The 19,772-nt window shown below is 61.2% G+C and carries 20 protein-coding genes; 6 read left to right on the forward strand and 14 right to left on the reverse strand.

What is annotated here, in order from left to right; translation table 11 throughout:
* Positions 1–63: 63 nt before the first annotated feature.
* From ACR0K1_RS06200 to ACR0K1_RS06215, 4 genes are all read right to left on the reverse strand, one after another.
* The gene (locus ACR0K1_RS06200) at positions 64–2,424 is read right to left on the reverse strand and encodes a xanthine dehydrogenase family protein molybdopterin-binding subunit (protein WP_480849269.1); all 2,361 of its coding nucleotides are present in this window, start codon (positions 2,422–2,424) and stop codon (positions 64–66) included.
* 77 nt (positions 2,425–2,501) lie between these two features.
* Positions 2,502–2,987, reverse strand: a complete 486-nt coding sequence (locus ACR0K1_RS06205; protein ID WP_420584112.1) for a (2Fe-2S)-binding protein — start codon at positions 2,985–2,987, stop codon at positions 2,502–2,504.
* A gap of 154 nt (positions 2,988–3,141) precedes the next feature.
* Positions 3,142–4,143 carry a molybdopterin-binding protein gene (locus tag ACR0K1_RS06210; RefSeq protein ID WP_480849271.1) on the reverse strand — a complete coding sequence of 334 codons (1,002 nt, stop codon included), beginning with the start codon at positions 4,141–4,143 and terminating at the stop codon, positions 3,142–3,144.
* Entirely contained in the window at positions 4,140–5,108 is a 969-nt protein-coding gene (locus ACR0K1_RS06215) for an XdhC family protein (protein ID WP_480610498.1), read from the reverse strand. Before ACR0K1_RS06215 ends, ACR0K1_RS06210 begins: the two co-directional genes overlap by 4 nt.
* 228 nt (positions 5,109–5,336) lie before the next feature.
* Here ACR0K1_RS06215 and ACR0K1_RS06220 point away from each other — a divergent pair, with 228 nt between their 5' ends.
* Positions 5,337–5,837, forward strand: a complete 501-nt coding sequence (locus ACR0K1_RS06220) for a hypothetical protein (protein ID WP_480610496.1) — start codon at positions 5,337–5,339, stop codon at positions 5,835–5,837.
* Between the two features lie 3 nt (positions 5,838–5,840).
* Here ACR0K1_RS06220 and ACR0K1_RS06225 read toward each other — a convergent pair whose 3' ends face one another.
* Both ACR0K1_RS06225 and ACR0K1_RS06230 read right to left on the reverse strand, forming a co-directional pair.
* Positions 5,841–7,097 (reverse strand): vWA domain-containing protein, encoded by a 1,257-nt coding sequence (locus tag ACR0K1_RS06225; RefSeq protein ID WP_480849274.1) that lies wholly within the window; start codon positions 7,095–7,097, stop codon positions 5,841–5,843.
* A 58-nt stretch (positions 7,098–7,155) separates the two neighbouring features.
* Positions 7,156–8,064, reverse strand: a complete 909-nt coding sequence (locus ACR0K1_RS06230; RefSeq protein WP_480610491.1) for an AAA family ATPase — start codon at positions 8,062–8,064, stop codon at positions 7,156–7,158.
* 150 nt (positions 8,065–8,214) lie between these two features.
* On the opposite strand from ACR0K1_RS06230, the gene pyrC reads away from it, so the two are divergent.
* On the forward strand, positions 8,215–9,252 hold the full coding sequence (pyrC, locus tag ACR0K1_RS06235; RefSeq protein WP_480610488.1) for a dihydroorotase: 1,038 nt from the start codon (positions 8,215–8,217) through the stop codon (positions 9,250–9,252).
* On the opposite strand, the gene ACR0K1_RS06240 is transcribed toward pyrC, so the two are convergent.
* Positions 9,249–10,544: an MmgE/PrpD family protein gene (locus tag ACR0K1_RS06240; protein ID WP_480849277.1), complete on the reverse strand. Its 1,296-nt coding sequence runs from the start codon at positions 10,542–10,544 to the stop codon at positions 9,249–9,251. The genes pyrC and ACR0K1_RS06240 overlap by 4 nt on opposite strands.
* A 38-nt stretch (positions 10,545–10,582) precedes the next feature.
* Entirely contained in the window at positions 10,583–11,029 is a 447-nt protein-coding gene (locus ACR0K1_RS06245) for a type II toxin-antitoxin system RatA family toxin (protein WP_480610482.1), read from the reverse strand.
* A 73-nt stretch (positions 11,030–11,102) separates the two neighbouring features.
* Between ACR0K1_RS06245 and hpt the strand changes: the two genes are divergently transcribed.
* Both hpt and ACR0K1_RS06255 read left to right on the forward strand, forming a co-directional pair.
* Entirely contained in the window at positions 11,103–11,645 is a 543-nt protein-coding gene (gene hpt, locus ACR0K1_RS06250; RefSeq protein WP_480610479.1) for a hypoxanthine phosphoribosyltransferase, read from the forward strand.
* 24 nt (positions 11,646–11,669) lie between these two features.
* On the forward strand, positions 11,670–11,819 hold the full coding sequence (locus ACR0K1_RS06255; RefSeq protein WP_480849280.1) for a hypothetical protein: 150 nt from the start codon (positions 11,670–11,672) through the stop codon (positions 11,817–11,819).
* Positions 11,820–11,824: 5 nt separating this feature from the next.
* Here ACR0K1_RS06255 and ACR0K1_RS06260 read toward each other — a convergent pair whose 3' ends face one another.
* Together ACR0K1_RS06260 and lipA are read right to left on the reverse strand one after the other, a co-directional pair.
* Positions 11,825–12,967 (reverse strand): amidohydrolase, encoded by a 1,143-nt coding sequence (locus ACR0K1_RS06260; protein ID WP_480849282.1) that lies wholly within the window; start codon positions 12,965–12,967, stop codon positions 11,825–11,827.
* On the reverse strand, positions 12,964–13,914 hold the full coding sequence (gene lipA, locus ACR0K1_RS06265) for a lipoyl synthase (protein ID WP_480610471.1): 951 nt from the start codon (positions 13,912–13,914) through the stop codon (positions 12,964–12,966). The genes ACR0K1_RS06260 and lipA overlap by 4 nt, the downstream gene beginning before the upstream one ends.
* Before the next feature lie 265 nt (positions 13,915–14,179).
* Between lipA and ACR0K1_RS06270 the strand changes: the two genes are divergently transcribed.
* Entirely contained in the window at positions 14,180–14,728 is a 549-nt protein-coding gene (locus ACR0K1_RS06270; protein ID WP_480610464.1) for a redoxin family protein, read from the forward strand.
* A gap of 46 nt (positions 14,729–14,774) precedes the next feature.
* On the opposite strand, the gene ACR0K1_RS06275 is transcribed toward ACR0K1_RS06270, so the two are convergent.
* The gene (locus ACR0K1_RS06275) at positions 14,775–15,698 is read right to left on the reverse strand and encodes a LysR substrate-binding domain-containing protein (protein ID WP_480610461.1); all 924 of its coding nucleotides are present in this window, start codon (positions 15,696–15,698) and stop codon (positions 14,775–14,777) included.
* Between the two features lie 52 nt (positions 15,699–15,750).
* Positions 15,751–16,827, reverse strand: coding sequence for a DUF6456 domain-containing protein (locus ACR0K1_RS06280; RefSeq protein WP_480849285.1), 1,077 nt, complete (start codon positions 16,825–16,827; stop codon positions 15,751–15,753).
* A gap of 241 nt (positions 16,828–17,068) precedes the next feature.
* On the opposite strand from ACR0K1_RS06280, the gene ACR0K1_RS06285 reads away from it, so the two are divergent.
* Positions 17,069–17,368: a DUF6477 family protein gene (locus ACR0K1_RS06285; protein ID WP_480849287.1), complete on the forward strand. Its 300-nt coding sequence runs from the start codon at positions 17,069–17,071 to the stop codon at positions 17,366–17,368.
* Here the strand turns inward: ACR0K1_RS06285 and ACR0K1_RS06290 are convergent, their stop codons facing one another.
* On the reverse strand, positions 17,369–18,913 hold the full coding sequence (locus tag ACR0K1_RS06290; RefSeq protein ID WP_480849289.1) for a trimethylamine methyltransferase family protein: 1,545 nt from the start codon (positions 18,911–18,913) through the stop codon (positions 17,369–17,371).
* Positions 18,914–19,022: 109 nt separating this feature from the next.
* The gene (locus ACR0K1_RS06295; protein WP_480849292.1) at positions 19,023–19,742 is read right to left on the reverse strand and encodes a hypothetical protein; all 720 of its coding nucleotides are present in this window, start codon (positions 19,740–19,742) and stop codon (positions 19,023–19,025) included.
* Between the last annotated feature and the right edge of the window lie 30 nt (positions 19,743–19,772).

A 19,772-nucleotide genomic window follows, 5' to 3' on the forward strand; every position in this document is an offset into this window, starting at 1 on the left:
TCTTCATCTGGCTACAAATATCCCGGGGGTCCGGGGGCTGGCCCCCGGTCCGCCCTCTCCAACTCAGCCGTTCATCGCCGCCCAAACGCGCGACGGGCTCACCGGCATGTCGATATGATCAACTGCCTTGCCGCCCGAATTCAGCGCATCAAGAACCGCATTGACCACCGCAGGCGGAGACCCGATCGCCCCGGCCTCACCACAGCCCTTCACACCCAGCGGATTGTGCGTGCACGGTGTCTGGCTGGAATGATCGACGCCATAAAACGGCACATCGTCGGCACGCGGCATGGCGTAATCCATGTAAGACGCGCTCAGCAATTGACCGTTCTCGTCATAGGCGCAGTTCTCCAGCAAAGCCTGACCGATGCCCTGACCGATACCGCCATGCACCTGGCCATCCACGATCATCGGGTTGACGATGTTGCCAAAGTCATCCGCTGCCGTGAACGCCTCGATCGTGACCTGACCGGTTTCCGGATCAACCTCGACCTCGCAAGCATAGGCACCTGCCGGGAAGGTGAAGTTGGCCGGGTCATAGAACGCGGTTTCCTCCAGCCCCGGCTCGACTTCCAGCGGATAGTTATGCGGCACATAGGCCGTCAGGGTCACATCGCCCCAGGCCACCGACTTGTCGGTACCCGCCACGCTGAACTGACCGTCCTTCAGCTCGATATCGGCCTCGGACGCTTCCAGCAGATGCGCAGCGATCTTCTTGGCCTTTTCGATCACCTTCTCGGTCGCCTTGACCATGGCCGAACCACAGACCGCCAAAGACCGCGAGCCATAGGTGCCCATGCCAAACGGGATCTTCGAGGTATCGCCATGCACGATCTCGACCATCGACTCGTCGATACCGATCATGTCGGCCACAACCTGCGGGAAGGCGGTCTCGTGCCCCTGCCCGTGACTGTGCGCACCGACCATGACGTTGATCGATCCAGTCGCATTCACCCGCACCGTCGCCGCATCGTAAAGACCCGCCCGGGCCCCCAGCATGCCAACAATGTTCGACGGCGCAATGCCGCAGGCCTCGATATAGCAGTTGATGCCCAGACCCCGCAGCTTGCCCTTGGCCTCACTTGCCGCACGCCGTGCGGCAAAGCCTGCCAGATCGGCAGCGGCCTCGAGCTTGTCCATCGTCCCGTTATAGTCCCCGGTGTCATAGGTCAGCGCCACCGGAGTGTCATAGGGGAACTGGGTGACAAAGTTCTGACGGCGCAGCGCAATCGGATCGACCCCCAACTCGCGCGCGGCCTTGTCCACGACCCGCTCTAGCTGGAACGTCGCCTCGGGGCGGCCCGCGCCGCGATAGGCATCCACCGGCACCGTGTTGGTGAACATCGCCTTCACGTTCACCTGAATGACCGGCGTCTTGTAGTTGCCTGCCATCAGCGTACCGTGCAGCCATGTGGGTACGGAACTGGAGAAGGTCGACAGATACGCGCCGAGGTTTGCAAAGGTGTTGGTGCGCAACCCGACAAAGTTATTGTCGGCATCCAGCGCCAGTTCGATGGTGCTGACATGGTCGCGACCATGGGCATCTGACATAAACGCCTCGGACCGGCTCGAGGTCCACTTGACCGGGCGGTTGCAGGTTTTGGCCGCGAAGGTACAGAACGCCTCTTCCGCATAGTGGAAGATCTTGGTGCCAAAGCCGCCGCCCACATCCGGGGCCACCACGCGCACCTTGTGCTCGGGCAGGCCCAGCACAAAGGCGCACATCAGCAGGCGGATCACATGCGGGTTCTGCGAGGTCGTATAGAGCGTGTACTCATCCGTCCCGCGCTTATACTCACCCACCGCCACGCGCGGCTCCATCGGGTTGGCGACCAGACGGTTGTTGACAAGATCCAGCGTGGTCACATGGGCCGCATTGGCAAACACTTCGTTGACCTTGGCATCGTCGGCCTCGCCCAGTTGCCAATCATAGCAGATGTTGTTCTTCAGATCGTCATGGACCAAAGTTGCGCCATCCTGCGCGGCGGCCTTCATGTCGATCACGGCGGGCAACTCCTCGATATCCACATCGATCGCCTCGGCGGCATCGCGCGCCTGTTCCAGACTGTCGGCCACCACGGCGGCGATGGGATCGCCCACATGGCGCACCTTGCCCTGCGCCAGAATGGGGTGCGCGGGTTCCTGCATGGGCGCACCGTGCTTGTCCGTCACCTCCCAACCGCAGGGGATGCCGCCCACGCCTTCGAAATCCTTGCCGGTGAAAACCCTGACCACGCCCGGCATACCCTCAGCCGCTGATGTGTCCACATTTTTCAAACGGCCATGCGCGATATCCGAGCGCAGGAAATGCACATAGGCCTGTCCGGCCACGTTGATGTCGTCGGTGTAACTGCCTGCTCCGGTCAGAAAGCGCACGTCCTCGCGCCGCTTGGAACTGGCTCCGATGCCACTGTCTTTGGGCATTGCTTGTTCTCCTCCCTGTGGATGCGCGTGCATCCTGTGTCATCCCACGGGCGTCTCCCCCGACGCCCGCTGCAGCATCATTCGGCAGCGATGCTGCTGACGTCCTGACCGGATGCGGCCATGATCGCCTTGACGATATTGTGGTAGCCCGTGCAGCGGCACAGGTTGCCTTCCAGATACTTCCGGATTTCCGCTTCGGTCGGGCGTGGATTGTCCTTGAGCAGCGCCGCGGCACTCATCACCATGCCCGGCGTGCAGAACCCGCATTGAAGCCCGTGATGATCCTGAAACGCCTGCTGGATCACGTTCAGCGAGCCATCGGCATTTGCCTGACCTTCGATGGTGCCCACATCGGCCCCGTCGGCCTCGAGCGCCAGCATGTTGCAGGACTTCACCGCCTCACCGTTTACATGCACCACACACGCGCCGCATTGCGCCGTGTCGCAGCCCACATGTGTTCCGGTCAGCGAAAGGTGGTCGCGCAGAAAGCTGGACAGCAACGTCCGGCCTTCGACATCACCGCTCACGGACTTGCCGTTCACGGTCATTGAGACCTGTGTCATTAGTTCCTCCCGATTTTGTAATTCTCCCTTGCGACCGAGTTAAACACGGGAATTTTCGTTTGAGAACAAAAATCTTGTCGCAATCCGAGCGGGGAGTAACGCTCGGCTTCCACTAGCTAATTCCCGAAGGAACGCAGTCAAAAATGCCGTTGCGTCACTTCTTTCTTTGCGCCCGGGGCTGCGGTCTGGTCGGTATCTCTTTGAGCAGACCGCCCACGCCCATGCCGGCGATATCGATGGCGGTTGTTTCGATCCCACAGGCGACGCGGGACAAAACCCAATCCGCACCGTTCAGCGCCGGAGACCGAGCGCAACCCGGCAAACCGATCACAGGGCGATCTGCGAGTTGGCCTAGGAACAACAGGTTCCCCGGGTCAACCGGCATCCCGAACCGATCCACGCGGCCACCGGCCATGCGGACCGCGGCGGGCGCGACGTCGTTGACATCCGATGTTGCGGAGCCGGTCAGGATCATTGTCAGATCGCCGCCTGCTTCCGCGATCGCGGCCGACAGCGCATCGGCCCGGTGCGGCACAATTTTCACGTCGCTCAGGTTCATACCCAACGCCTCGACCCGGCCCCGGATGGCGGCGATCCCCTTTTCATTGGGCGGCCCGCCGGGAATGTCCGTCACGATCAGACCGGCGGTTCCGTAGACCGGGCAGACAAGACGAACTGAATCGCGGGCAAGCTCTGCGGCGCGCTGAACATCGTCTTTTGGGACGGCATAGGAAATCACCTTGATCGTCGCGACCATGCCCCCGGTGCTCATCTGCTGGTATTGAGGTACCGTCGCGACCGTGATCATCGGGTTCACCTGATTGAACCGCTCGATTGCATCGACGTCGAACACCGCGACACCCGGCCCGTCGGCCAGCAAGTTCACCCGGCCCGTGAACGCCTCGGTCACACGCAGATTGGCCGAGGCCGCGTCCGGTGCCAGTGCGACGGCCAGCAGGCGCGCGGCCTCGTCCTCGTGACAATCACCGGGTTCCAGCCGGGCCACGGTGACTTCGGCAATACCGGCACCGGAAAGCTGCGCGACATGTTCCGGCAAAAGGGTCAGCCCCTTGCGCAGTTTCTTGCCATCCGCCGTCACCGAATGCGCTAGGATCGCGCCACCGGCATCTGCCACCGGCACCGGACCAAACTTCATGCCTTACCCCGCAGCACCGCCGTCATCTGCGCCAGAATCGCCACCGCAATCTCGGACGGGTCAGAGGCGCCGATATCCAAACCGATGGGTCCGTGAATGCGCCCGATCTGAGCGTCGCTGAACCCGGCGGCTTTCATCCGCTCGATCCGTTTGGCGTGGGTCCGGGTCGATCCGAGCGCACCGATATAGAAAACGCCCGCACCAAGCGCCGCCTGCAACGCCGGGTCATCGAGCTTTGGGTCGTGCGTCAGCAGGACCAGCGCCGTGCGCGCATCCAGACCCAGGCGGGCAACGGCCTCGTCCGGCCAGTCGGTCAGGATTTTCTCACCCGGAAAGCGGTCATCCGAGGCGAATGCCTCGCGCGGGTCCACGATGGCCGGGTCATATCCGGCAATCCGCGCCATCGGCACCAGGGCCTGCGCGATGTGAACCGCACCGACGACGATCAGGCGCAGCGGAGGGTTATGTACGGCGACAAAGGTCTGCCCGTCCTGTTCGAAACCGGACAGGTCCATCCGCAACCGATCCTTGTAAGCGTTGCGCCGTAACGCCCGGTGGCCGGTTTCGATATTCACTTCATAGGCCAGAGGCTCGCGCGCCGCCCGCGCGGCGACCAGTTCGGCCAGCATGGGTTCCGGCAGGACCTTGCCCACGGGTTCGACAAGTACGCGGATGGTTCCGCCACAGGCCAAACCCACGGCAAAGGCATCTTCGTCGCTGACGCCGAACTCCAGCAGGCGCGCCTCACCCTCGTCGATGGCTTCCAGCGCCTCGACAATCACCGCGCCTTCGACGCAACCGCCCGAGACGGAGCCTTCGATCCGGCCATCACCACCAATGACCAGCTGCGCGCCGACGCGCCGTGGCGCGCTGCCCCAGGTTTCGACCACGGTGGCAAGGGCCGCACCGCGCCCGGCGCGATACCAGTTCAACGCCGTTTCTGGACTGTTATCGAATCGTTCCATTGAACTCTCCCCGAGTCTTCCGATCCAACATAGGCAGGATTAGCGTAATGAAAAGCGGACCAAGGTCGATGCCGCGCGATCCGGGCCTGTGACTTCGGCGGCAAACGGCCCTTTTCACATTCACATACGCAAAGGATTGATTACCAACACGCCCGGTTCTAGCCTGCGCGGGGTAGCCGGATGATTACCGGAAGCGCGCACAGATCCCCCTTAATCGGAGACAAGACATTGAAACGCATTCTAACACTGGGAACGGCCGTTGGCCTGCTGGCCTCGACCGCCGGATGGGCTGATACATTCGAACGCTATGGCGAGGTCGAAGGCTGGAAGGTGTTCATCGACAACGAAAAGAAATCCTGCCTGATCGAGGCGGTGGACGATTCCGAAAACGTTGTGCAGATGGGCCTGACCGAAGATCGCGGCGTTGGCTATGTGGGCGTGTTCACCAAGGCCGAAACCAACATCAAGCGCGGCGAGAAAGAGGCCGTGGCGATCCTGCTGGGTGACAACATCTACGTCGGTGAGGCGACGGGGATGAAGGGCAACATCACCAAGGGCTATTCCGGGGGCTATGTGCTGTCAGATGACCCTCAGTTCGCGGATGACATTGCCAACAAGAAAGTGATGATCGTGTTCCCCGAGAAAGAGTTTGCCTTCACCGTCGATCTGACCGGGACCAAGAAAGCCATGGCAATGGCGCGTGAGTGCAACGAAAAGCAGCTTGGGTAAAAGCTAGGCGGAAAGCGCGGAGATCAGCCGCGTTTTCTCACCCACATCGTCGGTCCGCGAGATCACGGTTGCCAGATCTTCGAGCGATGCAATCGAATGGCCGGCGCGGAAACTGTCCACATGCGGCAGCATCGCCATAACGCCCTGCGCTTTCGGGGCGAAACCGTCCCAGCGCAGCAAGGGGTTGAGCCAGATCAGGCGGCGTGACGACAGGTGCAGGCGCTCCATTTCCTTCGCCAGTAGCTCGGGCGCGCCCCGGTCCAGACCGTCCGAGATCAAAAGCACGACCGCGCCCTGCCCCATGACACGCCGCGACCAGTCGCGGTTGAAGGCGTGCAGGCATTCGCCGATGCGGGTGCCGCCCTCCCAATCCTGCGCCTCGGCCCCGGCGGCGGCCAACGCGGCATCCACGTCGCGCTGTTGCAGGTGGCGCGTGATGTTGGTCAGGCGGGTGCCGAAGGTAAAGGCATGCACCTTGGCCCAGCCCGCCCCCTTGGCGTTCGAGACCGTGTGCAAGAAATGCAGGATCAGGCGGCTGTACTGGCTCATCGAGCCCGAAATATCGCAGAGCACAACCAGATTGGGCCAGCGCGGTTTCGGCTTTTGTCGGGCGATGTCCCGCAGTTCTCCGCCCTGCCGCATGGCGGATCGGAGGGTGCGGGCGCGGTCGATGCGGTGGCCCAGGTGGCTGGCCTGACCACGGCGCGACTCGATGGGTTTCACCGGCAGGCTCAGGCGCGCCAGCAGGCGTTTAGCCTGTGCGATTTCCGCCGTGCTCATCTGTTCGAAATCCAGGCTGCGCAACCGTTCCTCGGACGATGCGGTTTGCGAGGCGTCTATGTCCAACTCGGTACCGCCTTCGTCTTCCGAAGATTCGGGAAATTCCCGCTCAACCCCATCCAGCAGCGCCTCGGCAGCGCGTTTTTCGCCCGCATCCGCCTTGCGTTCCTCCTGCACGCCTCGGATGGCGGGCAGCATCATCGACATCATGTGTTCCAGATAGCGCGGGTCGCGCCAATAGAGGCGGAAGACCTGGGCGAACACCGTTCGGTACTCGGGGCGATTCACGAAACAGGCATGCAGGGTCCAGTAGAAATCGCGTTTCTCAGTGAAGCCCGCAGCCTGAACCGCGCGGATAGCGTCAACAACGCGGCCCGTGCCGATGGGCAGCCCAGCCTTACGCAGGGCCCGTGCGAAATGGGTGATGTTCTGCGCCAGCTTCGGGTTATCGGGGATATCGAGCGGGAGTTGTTCTGCCATCATCCGTCATGGGGGCTCTGCCCCCATACCCCCGGAGTATTTGGGAAAAGATGAAGCATCAGGCGGGTTCGAGGTCGGCTTTGGCCTGATCGAGGATTCGTTTCGCCTCGGACCCCTGCAGTTTCTGGATATCGTCCTGGTATTTCAGGATTGCGCCCAGCGTGTCGCCGATCACCTCGGGGCTGAGGTTGATTACATCCAGCGCCAGCAGGCATTTGGCCCAGTCGATGGTTTCGGCAACGCCGGGCTTTTTGAACAGGTCTTCGGTGCGCAGTCGTTGGACAAACGCGACGACCTCGCGGCTGAGCGCCTTTGCGGCCTCGGGGGCGCGAGCGTGGAGGATTTCGATCTCGCGGTCGAAATCGGGGTAGTCGACCCAATGATAAAGGCAGCGGCGTTTCAGGGCGTCGTGCACCTCGCGCGTGCGGTTCGAGGTGACGATGACGACGGGCGGTTCCGGGGCTTTGACCGTGCCGAGTTCGGGGATCGTGACCTGGAAATCGCTGAGCGCTTCCAGCAGGAAGGCCTCGAACGGTTCATCGGTGCGGTCCAACTCGTCGATCAGCAGGACCGGCGCGCCGTTTTCATCGGGGCGCATGGCCTGCAGCAAGGGGCGTTCGATCAGGTAGTCGTCCGAGAAGAGTTCGGATTGAAGCGTTCCCCGATCCGCGCTGCCCGAGGCCTCGGCGGTGCGGATAGCGACCATCTGGGCGGGGAAGTTCCATTCATAGACCGCCGAGGACGCATCCAGCCCCTCGTAGCATTGCAGGCGGATCAGGCGGCGGTTCAGACCGGTGGCCAGCGCCTTGGCGATTTCGGTTTTGCCGACGCCTGCCTCACCTTCCAGAAACAACGGACGCCCGAGCTTCAGCGACAGGAACACGACCGTCGCCAGCGACCGCCCGCAGACATAGCCCTGCGCACCCAGCATGGTTTGAACGGCGTCGATGGTATTTGGCTGCGTCATAATGCTCTCCTCGGGCACAACAGGTCATGATGGCGCTTGCGCGTCAAGTCCGGGCCTTTGCAGGGACTTACGGCGTTCCGGCCAGTTGACAAGGGGTTGCCGGGGATTCAGGGCCTTTCGCCACTGACCGCGCTGTGCTAGCCGGGGGCCATGACCGATACCCTCACGATCCGCCGCCCCGACGACTGGCACCTGCATCTGCGCGACGGCGCGATGTTGCAGGCCGTCCTGCCCGAAACCGCGCGCCATTTTGCCCGCGCGATCATCATGCCCAACCTTGTGCCCCCCGTCGTGACAGGCGCGCAGGCCGCAGCCTATCGCGAGCGCATCATGGCCGCCCTTCCCGACGACATGACGTTCGAGCCGCTGATGACCCTGTATCTGACCGAGGATACCGACCCCGAGGATATGGCCGCTGCCCATGCCAGCGGACTGATCAAGGCGGTCAAGCTGTATCCTGCCGGGGCTACAACCAATTCGCATTCGGGCGTACGGGACTTCGACAAGGTGCGGCCCGTGCTTGAGAAGATGGCAGAGATCGGCTTGCCGCTTTGCGTGCATGGTGAGGTCACAGATGCGGAAATCGACATTTTCGACCGTGAGGCGGTGTTCATCGACCGCGTGCTGGACCCGATCCGCAAGGCCACGCCGGGTCTGCGAGTGGTGATGGAGCACATCACGACGCGCGACGGTGTTGAATACGTCAAAGCCAATGATACCGATCTGGGCGCGACGATCACGGCGCATCACCTGATCATCAACCGCAACCACATTCTGGTTGGCGGGATCAAACCGCATTACTACTGCCTGCCGGTCGCCAAGCGGGAAGAGCATCGCCTTGCGCTGCTGGCCGCTGCGACCTCGGGCGATGCGCGGTATTTCCTGGGCACGGACAGCGCGCCGCACACGGATGACAACAAGGAAATGGCCTGTGGCTGTGCCGGGTGCTTCACCGCGACCAACACCATGTCCCTGCTGGCCGAGATGTTCGACCGTGAAGGTGCGTTGGACAAGCTGGAAGGGTTCGCATCGCTGAACGGTCCGGCGTTTTACCGACTGCCGGTGAACGAGGACACACTGACCCTGACCAAAGGCGATCCGGTCGCATACCCGGCCAAGATCGAAACCGGGGACGGGCCGGTGACGGTGTTTGACCCGGGATTCCCGCTGCACTGGCGCGTGTCTTAATCCGCCAGCATTTTTGCCAGATCGCGGGCGCGGCCTCCGGTGCGGAGCATCGACCATATCGCATCCGCATCGTCGCCTCCGATCAGCTTGGCGGCTTTGCCGCGCACGCGGTCCTCGCGATCCGCAAGCGACATTGGGGCCAACAGGTCATGGGTCGCTTCGCGCCGCCCCCCGTCGCGGCGTAGCAGCGATAAGTGCGCCTGTGTTTCGGTCAGGCTTTCGTCCGCCTCAACCGTTATGCGATCCCGCAGGGACTGAATGCGCGGGTTGGCGCAGGTCTTTTCCGAATAGCTGCCAGGCAAGGCGGTATCGAAACCCAACGCCTGCATGGCAATCACCGTGCGGTACGAGAATTTCGCCCCCAGCCCGGTGGTCGGAGACATCTGGTTGCACACGCTCATCCAGCGCGGATGGGTTTTGATCTTGATCTCGGCCACTTCGGGTTCCCCGATATCCAGTTCCCGCGCGGCCTCTAGCGCCGCATGCAAGCCGTGGCAGCAGGCGTGGAATTTATGGCTGACGGATTCGAACAGCCATTCCTGGCCCAGCCCATCCAGCGCCGCATCTGTATTGTCGGCCCCTTCGTGAGTGGCTCCGAATCCATACTGCCCTTCAAGCGCACTCGCATTTGGCTCGAAACCGCGCTGAATCAGCGCGGCGGCCTCGACCCCGGCGGACGCGGCCAGACCGGCGTTATAGGGTTTGCCCATCGTGCCGAATTGCGCCTTCAAACCCGCCGCGCGTGTTGCGGTCAGGCCCAGAACCCGCCGCATCTGATTGGCGTCGAACCCGAAGATCCGCCCGACCGCGACCGCTGATCCAAAGGCCCCTGCGGTGGCGGTCTGATGGAACCCGGCCTGATAGTGGCCGCGCCCCAGCCACAGGCCGATGCGAATCGAGACCTCCATCCCGACCAAAGCGGCCTCGAGGAAATCCACGAGGATCCGGTCATCCCATTCGCTGACAGCCAGCGCGGCGGACAAAACGGCGACCGAAGGATGGCCGATATGGGCGAAATGCGTGTCGTCATAGTCCAGTGCGTGTGACACGGTGCCGTTCACCAGCGCCGCCGCGCGCAGAGGCGCGGCGCCTTGCCCGAACAGATGCGCCTGCGGGGCTCCGCCTTCGTCCAGGATCATGTCACGCACGGTGACAGAGACGGGTTCGGCCGCACCGGCCCGCCCCACGGCGATCCAGTCCAGCGCGGACAGGGATGTCACGATCCGTGCCTGCGCAGACGTCGAAACAGGACCGGCGGCAAAGGCGGCTAAAGATGTGGTCAGATCACTCATAAGGCGCAGTCTAGCGCGCACCAAAAGCTGGTAAAGACTTAGCTGTAAAGATCGGCGGCCCGGGCCTCGAACGCGCGGACGATCCGTTGCATGGCTTCGTTGAAGACGACGCCGATGATGCCCTGCAGGATGGCGTTCTTGAATTCGAAATCCACGTGGAACGAGATATTGCAGCCGCCATCCGGCGCGTCCTCGAACTGCCAGTCGGATTTCATGTATTTGAACGGGCCGTCCAGATATTCGGTGTCGATTCTCTTTTGGCCCGGAAACAAAGTCACCCGGCTGCCGAAGCGTTCGCGGAAGACTTTGAAGGAAATGACCAGATCAGCCTCCATCACCTGCGCTTCGCCCGCCTCATAGGTCCGGCGGATCCGCGCGGCGGCGCACCACGGCAGGAACTGAGGGTATTTCGCCACGTCTGCCACCAAATCATACATCTGCTGGGCAGTGTATGGCAGGTGACGTGTTTCCGAATGGATAGGCATGGCGTTCAGGCATTTACAGGTGACAATGGCGCGTCATGTCGTATGTTGCGCGCCAAAGATCAAGGGGGCTGTGATGAGTGACCGCGCATATGTGATAGATGAGATGATCTCGGCCAAGGCCATCGCTGCCCGGATAGAAGAGCTTTGCCGGGAAATCACCGATGAGTTCGGGGACACCGACAAGCTGGTTGTTGTCGGCCTTTTGCGGGGCAGCTTTGTCTTTATCGCCGATCTGGTGCGCGAACTGGATCTGCCGATCGAGGTCGATTTCCTTGAGGCCTCATCCTATGGCGACGCGATGGAAAGCAGCCGGGAAGTGCGTATTCTCAAGGACTTGCGAGGTGCCATTGAAGGGCGGGACGTGCTGGTTGTCGAAGATATCGTCGATACCGGCCACACGCTGAACCATGTCACGAACCTGCTGCGCAGCCGCAATCCGGCCCGTCTGAGATCCATCGCCCTGCTGGACAAGCCCAGCCGCCGCGAGGTCGATTTCCGCTCGGACTGGATCGGATTTGAGATTCCGGATGAATTTGTCGTGGGTTACGGGATCGACTACGCGCAGCGCAATCGCAACCTGCCCTTCATCGGCAAAGTCAGGTTTACCGAGGACTAGATGGACCCGCGCCACCTGCTCCGCATGTCCCGGTGGGTCCGGAACCCGCCATCGGAAAGACGGGTCATGCTGGTGATCTGCGCGATTCTCATATGCCTGCTGATCGCAGGGGTCGAATATATGGGATGGTGGCCGGACTGGGCGACCCGGGAAGAACTCCGCGCGCCGCGCTGATTACGCTAGCCCAAGACCCGCTGAATGGCGGATAGAAACACCCCGGTCCCGATGGGAATAAGTGCGTCGGGAAAGTCGTAATCGGGGTTGTGCAATTGCGGGTGATCGCGCCCCGCCCCAAGCCAGAACATCGCCGTTTTCGCCCCTTTGCCAAACTGCCCGAAATCCTCGGAAAACCTCTGCGGGTCCAAGGTCAGGGCGCATGGAACGTTCCGGTCGGCGCAGGCATCGGTCAGAATGCTCACGGCCTCGGGGTGATTGGTGCAGGCTTCGAATACGTCGTCATTGGTGATGTCGAACGCCAGCGCCTCGGCCTTGGCGACGTTGGCGACCAGCGTTTCGGCCTCGGCGATCAGTGCGGCCATGCGGGCATCTGAAACGGTGCGGAGTGTGACCCAAAGTTCGGCATTTCCGGGGGCGACGCCAAATGTACGCTCTCCCAGACTGGCATGTGTCACGGTGGTTAAAGCGAAGCCCTCATCCAAGGGCCCGCCCTTTACCAAGCCACTCAGACCGGGAATGAGTTGCGACAGCGCCCTTGCCGGTGATACCCCATCTTGCGGTGCTGCCGCGTGCGAGGTCTTGCCGGTCAATCCAATCCGCATCCCGCGAGAGGCGCAGTTGGTTGCCCCTTTGCACAGTTCCACCGCACCCAGTTCCAGCCCCGGCAGATTGTGCAGCGAGAACACGTAATCCGGGGCAACCTGCGCAAACGTCGGATCGGCCCGAAAAGCGATGGCCCCCTGCCCGGTCTCTTCGGCGGGTTGGAGTATCAGGACCACGCGTCCGGTTTTAGGGCGGGCCTTGCCCAACGCCTCGGCCACTCCGAGTACCATCGTCATATGGCCGTCATGTCCGCACAGATGCCCCTTGCCGGGGATGCGGGACACATACGGCGCGTCCGAGATTTCCTGAATCGGCAACCCGTCCAACTCGCACCGGATACCCACACTTGGGCCGCTCTGCCCGCTGTCGAAAACGGCGGCAACGCCGTGCCCACCGATCCCGGTCAGAACCAGATCGGCACCCGCACGCTGCAACAAGCCAGCCACGCGCGCTGCGGTTGCTTCTTCAAAACCAGAGAGTTCGGGCTGCTGATGCAGTTCGTGGCGCAGGCCGGTCAGCCGGGCAATCGTGTCCGGCGTCACGCCTGCCCCAGCTTCTCTTGCCGCGCGGCGCGCAAGCGGGCGAAGTCATCCCCTGCATGGTAAGACGACCGCGTCAGCGGTGTGGCCGAAACCATCAGGAACCCTTTGCCAAAGGCGGCCTTTTCGTATGACGCGAATTCTTCCGGCGTCACGAAACGGTCAACCCCATGGTGCTTGGGCGTCGGCTGCAGGTACTGACCGATGGTCAGAAAATCGATATCGGCGGCGCGCATGTCGTCCATCACCTGACGGACCTGCTGTTCATCCTCGCCCAGACCGACCATGATGCCGGACTTGGTAAAGATCGACGGGTCCTGTTCCTTGACCCGCTGCAACAGGCGCAAGGAGTGGAAATATCGCGCGCCGGGGCGTACTTCGGGGTACAGGCCCGGAACGGTTTCAAGGTTGTGGTTGAACACGTCCGGTTTGGCCTCGACCACGGTTTCCAGAACGGCAGGATCGCATTTCAGGAAATCCGGCGTGAGAATCTCGATTGTCGTTTTGGGCGAACGGTGACGGATCGCGCGGATGGTCTGCGCGAAGTGATCCGCGCCGCCGTCTTCAAGGTCGTCTCGGTCGACCGAGGTGATCACGACATGGTTAAGGCCCAGTTTCTCGACCGCATGGGCAACGCGACCGGGCTCGAACACATCCAGCGCGTCGGGACGGCCTGTCGCAATGTTGCAGAAGGTGCAGCCGCGCGTGCAAATCTCGCCCATGATCATCATCGTGGCGTGACCCTGGCTCCAGCATTCGCCGACGTTGGGGCATCCCGCCTCTTCGCAGACCGTGACCAGATTGTTGTCCCGCATGATCTTGCGCGTGTCGGCATAGCCTTTACCGCCGGGTGCCTTGACCCGAATCCAGCTGGGCTTTTTCGGTTGCGCATTGTCCGGGCGATGCGCTTTTTCCGGGTGGCGTTGCTCGGGAATCTTGAGGTCTCGCACGGGCAGTTTTCCTGACTTTGGGTCAACTTTGAGTTCCCTTAACATAAACCCATCGCTTCGCGTGCACCAGTGACGCATAGCCGCTATGCAGGGGGACTTTGCTGATGCAGCGAAATTATCCGGAACCCCAGCTATTTTCGTCATTTTCTTAATCACTTGTCCGGTAATTCAGAAACTTCGCGGATGCGGCCTATCTTCGATTGAAGGCATTTTAGAACTGTTTTAAGTCACGTTCCGATCACCACTGAATCACAGGAGATTGAAGATGAAATCCGGCACCAAACTGCCCGACGTGACCTTTCACACCCGCGTTCGCGACGACGCGATTGAAGGGCCCAACCCCTTCCGTTGGGAAGACAAGACAACCGCCGATTACTTTGCCGGCAAGCGCGTCATCCTGTTCTCGCTGCCGGGTGCATTTACGCCCACATGCTCGACCTACCAACTGCCGGGTTTTGAAAACGGATATGCCGATTTTATGGCCAAGGGCATTGATGAGATCTACTGCATGTCCGTAAATGACAGCTTCGTCATGAACAAATGGGCGCAGGATCAGGGCCTGAAAAACGTCAAGGTGATCCCCGACGGGTCGGGCGAGTTCACCCGCAAGATGGGTATGCTGGTCGACAAGGACAATCTGGGTTTTGGCATGCGCTCGTGGCGCTACGCCGCCATCGTGAACAACGGCGTTGTCGAGGCGTGGTTCGAAGAACCGGGCCTGATGGATAACTGCCCAGAAGATCCCTATGGCGTGTCCTCGCCGGAAACCCTGATGCAGCATCTGGAACAGGCGGCTGAGCCGGAACTGGCCTGAACCCAAACGCTTTGACCGACCAAAGGCCCGCCTCATGCGGGCCTTTTTATGTTCGGGTGGCGGCCACGATCTCTTCGCCCACATCCCGGATCACCTGCGCCAGTCGGTCCGTCCATTCATCATCACCGGTTGACGCCCGACGCACCAGACCAACCGTCCGCGCGGGCTGAGGCGCGCCGAACCGCAGCAACTTCAACCCCGAAACAGCTTCGGATTCCGACCGGGCCGCGAGTTCGGGCATCAGGGTCAGTCCGAACCCCTCGGCGACAAGGCGGGACAAGGTGGCCAGCGAGGATGCGCCCATGTTGATCTGCCCGCTGCTGCGATCCTGCCCGCAGACCTCAAGCGCCTGATCGGTCAGACAATGGCCATCTTCCAGCAGCATCAGTTGCGCCGATTTCAGGTCCAGAGGCCGCAAAACATCCGGGCTGCCGGTCAGCCTCTTCAGCCGCGCTTCGCTGCCCGCGATCAGGAAATGATCCTGAAACAGCGGGATTTCCTGAAACTCTGCCCCACCGGCGGGCAAGGCCAACACGGCGGCATCAATCTCACCACCTTGCAGCAGCGACAACAGGCGCTCGGTCCGCGCTTCGCGGATTTGGACCCGCAGTGATACATCCCCGGCCCGCAATCCGGCCAGAACGCCGGGCAGCAGGTAGGGCGCGATTGTTGGAATGATCCCGATCGACAAGGACCGGTGACCGCCGGAGTGATCACGGGCGAACTGGTCCAGCCGATCCGCGGCCCCCAGCACCTGACGCGCATGATCCAGAACATCGCGCCCCAGCGGAGTCAGCAGAATGTCGCGGGCCTGCCGTTCGAACAGGACCCCGCCCAGAACCTCTTCCAGCGTTTTGATCTGAACCGACAGGGCCGGTTGTGACACATGACAGGCCTGAGCCGCGCGGCCAAAGTTGCGATGTTCGGCTACGGCGCGGAAATATTGCAGTTGGCGGAGTGTGAAATTCATAACCCCTGATTATCACTTCCGGCGCCAACTGCAAGGCAACCTAATCGCCGGATCAGCCGATCATGCGATCCCTTTCAGTCTGCTCCTGATAATGCCGCTTGAGGCGCTGCAAGGCGATGCGCAGCACGATCTTGCCCGACCGCGCCGACCAACCCATGCGCTTTTCCGCAAGCTCCAGCCCCTCAAGGTAACAACAACACCGCAGGGCCACATCGCTCAGCCCCGGTCCAAGGTCGGACAAAGCCCGCGACACCCGATCGCGCGCGGTCGAGGACCCGCGCCCGCCATGTGATTCACTGTCGAAATGACCACGCCCGCCTGCGGTCAGGAACCTGTCCCAGTTCTGCGCGACCTGTGGGCCAATCTTTGCAAGCTCAAAATCCTCGCGCAAACGCTCTCCGGCACTGACCAGCGTTTCATCCAAAAACGGTTTCCCATCCCGATCCCGCCTGCGCGCCAAAGCGATCAGAGGGCTTTCCGCCGCGCTATACCGAATGCGCCGCGAACGGTCATTCTGGGGCGCAGCCCCTTGGGGCTGAAACGGCGTCTGGGCCTCCGCCATACCGAATTCGTTCCGGCTGCGCGCTTTGTTTTCTGCCTTGGCCACCAACTGGCTAAGCGCCGTCCGGCCCGAGGATGAAATCCTGTACCGGGAAATGCGCCCCGGATTGTCACACGAAATCCAGTCCTGTAGCGCCAAAGCTTGCGCGATGTGACAATCGACAACGGCGGTTTTTGTGGCCCCGACCTCGCCCGTGTCCCGCACGACGACAGCTTTGTCCATATCCTCGGCGACTGCCAGAACCGAGCCGGTCTCGCACAGGCGGCGCAGAACGCGCAGCGCTTCACGGTCGAACTGTTCTTCCGCATCCTCGGGCTGGCAGGAATAGTCCGGCTGCGTTTCTGTCGGCGAGAAATGCGTCTCGGCCAGCGATTGCAAAGCGGCATCCACAAGGGGGTCGTCACGCCGCATCTCGATCCGGCGAATTTGTCTGAGGATCGTCGATGCATGACATCCCGCCGATCTTGCTATGTCGCGGATCGACCGACCGGCCTCGGTATGCACCAGATACCTCTGCGCGCCTTCTGGAACCCACGCCGGAATGGAGAAAGCCACGTTATTTTCCATATTTATTTGCCCTCGCCGACAAAACAGACTGCCACTTTTCGCCCTCTGAATTTGGGTTAGCCAAATCTAACTAGAGTTGCTTTCGTTACTCGTTCGTTAACCTCTGAGCGCTGAAGCCAGATTTGATTCAAAAAGATAAACAGTCGTGAAACCATCGTTAGGCGAGAAGTCGAGTGACGCAACACCCGTATAATTTGTTCCACAAACAGATCATCAGTCACGCGGAAAAAGGACAGCTGAAATGCAAGACCTGATGACAATGATCACGACGCTCCGCCGCCCCCGCCTGTTGGCACGTGCGGCGAAATTCGGAGCGCAGGACTATAATCGGGACCGGCATTTGCAGCGAATTCTGGGATACGGCGCGCTGCCCGGAACCGGGGCGGCGCTGGACCAGCTCATGGAACTGGAGCGTGAGGTAAATGATCTGAGAAAAGAAGAAGATGCCGCCTATTCCCTGGTGCGGCATCTGGATTTGCTGATTGCGCTGCTGGGCGAGGCGCAGCTGTATCAGGCCAGCCGCGCCGCGCAGTATCAGTGATCAGGTAAACGCGTCCGGCATCGACGCTTTCTTTTCTGCGATATACGCCTCGAGCGCCGCGTTGATTGCAGGGTCGAGCTGAGGCTGCTGGTAGTTGGCCAGCAGATGCTCGACCCGGGCGGATGCCAGTGCACGCGTATCGCGCGAGCCTTCGTCCTGCCAGGTCTCGAACGGTTTGTAATCCAGCAGATCGGATTTCCAGAACGCCTCTTTGAAGTTCGCCTGCGTGTGGGCGCACCCCAGATAGTGACCGCCCGGCCCGACCTCGCGGATTGCGTCCATGGCCTGCGCGTTCTCGTCATAGGCGACGCCTTTGGCCAATCCGTGCAGAACGCCCAGCTGGTCCGCATCCATTACGAACTTCTCGAAATCGGCCACCAGCCCGCCTTCGAGCCAGCCGCAGGAATGCAGCATGAAGTTCACACCTGCCATCAGCCCCATATTCAGCGAGTTCGCGGTTTCATAAGCCGCCTGCGCGTCCGGCAGTTTCGAGCCGCAGAACGAACCGGCCGAACGATACGGCAGGTTCAGACGCCGCGCCAACTGGCCCGCACCATAGGTGATATGTGCGGCCTCCGGCGTTCCGAAGGTTGGCGCGCCTGAGTTCATATCAATCGAAGTCACGAAGGCCCCGAAGATCGCAGGGGCGCCGGGACGGATGATCTGGCTGTACGCCACACCGGCCAGCACTTCGGCCAGAACCTGCGTCAGCGTCCCGGCCACCGAAACCGGTGCCATCGCGCCGCCCACGATGAAGGGCGAGATGATGCAGGCCTGATTGTTGCGCGCATAAACCTCGAGCGAGCCCATCATCACGTCGTCGAATGTCATCGGCGAGTTGATGTTGGTGAGCGAGGTCATCACAGTGTTGTTCTGAACAAAGTCCTTGCCGAACAGAATTTCGCACATCTCAACCGAATCCTGCGCCCGGCTCGGGTCGGTCACGGACCCCATGAAAGGCTTGTCCGACAGCGTCATATGCACCTTCAGCATGTCCAGATGGCGCTTGTTCACCGGAATATCCGTCGGCTCGCAGACCGTGCCGCCGGAATGGTGCAGCCATTTGGACATATAGGCCAGTTTCACGAACTTGTTGAAATCCTCCATGGTCGCGTAACGGCGACCACCGTCGGCGTCACGGACAAAGGGCGGACCATAGACAGGGGCCAGAACCAGACTGCGACCGCCAATTTCAACCGACTTCTCGGGGTTGCGGGCGTGCTGCGTAAACTGGCTGGGGGCCGTCTTGATCAGTTCGCGCGCCAGACCGCGCGGAAGGCGCACGCGCTCACCGTCGATATCGGCACCCGCGTCGCGCCACCGCTCTAGCGCGGCTGGATTGTCGACGAAATTGACGCCGATCTCTTCCAGAACGGTTTCCGCGTTGTGTTCGATGATCTCCAACGCTTCCTCGTTGAGGATTTCGAAATTCGGAATGTTCCGCTCGATATATTTCGCGGTTTCGATGCGGACTGCGGTGCGCTCGGCCCGGCGGGCGGCGCCACCGCCCCCTCTCGCCCTGCGCCGGGTGTTTGCCTCTGCCATGAGAAAATCCCGTCTGAGTGTTTAGGTTGAGCGTTGTATTACCGGATTGGAACAGCCTAGCGCATCTGGATTGCGGCGCTCTAGGGGTAAAAGCGACACCCGCCCGCGCTTATTTCCCTTTTCCGCAGAAATCGGTCTTTTTTGGCGTAACGACGTCTGCATGCCGCTTGATGTAAATCTCTTTCCCGGCGCGGGCATGGCTTTTGCAGACCGGAGCCATCCACTTGTCGTAGTCGGTTCGCCCGTCCACGGATCGCATCGCAACGGCAAGGCTTGCATTCTTCCCGCATTCCATCGCAACGCATCTTTGACGACCGCTGCCACTGACATTTCTGTAATGCTGAAAATAACTTGGGCACCCGCATTTGGGTTTGCCCGACAGCGCGATGACCTTCATCCGAAAGTAATTCTGCGCGTTCAGCCGATAGGTCGCGGTCTTGCATTCCTCGCGCGCCTTGTCGTCAACGGCCCAGCGATCCTTGGCAATGAAAAACGCTGCCTTGAACTTTGGATTATTGTGTTTTTCGCACATCGGGATGATGAAAGACTGCCCGTAAGGTTTGGGAATGAACTCTCCCTTCTTGTTCTTCTTCGCCTTGTCGATTTTCACGAACCGGACATGTGCGCCATGCTTTCCCGGCTTGGAACAGCCCATGTAAAAACAGGCCGGGTCGCGCTTTTCATTGCCCGTGTAGATTTTCCAGTGATTCAACCACGACCCGCAACCGCATTTCGGTCGCTTCGACGACCCTTCGTGGTTTTGCACAGGATGCCGGTCTGTATAGACCTTTTGAGTTCCGCCAAGGCCATAGCCGGTTTGTTCGGGCATAACGAGTTACCAAAATATCAACTAAACACT

This window comes from Ruegeria sp. F5 (assembly GCF_056533845.1).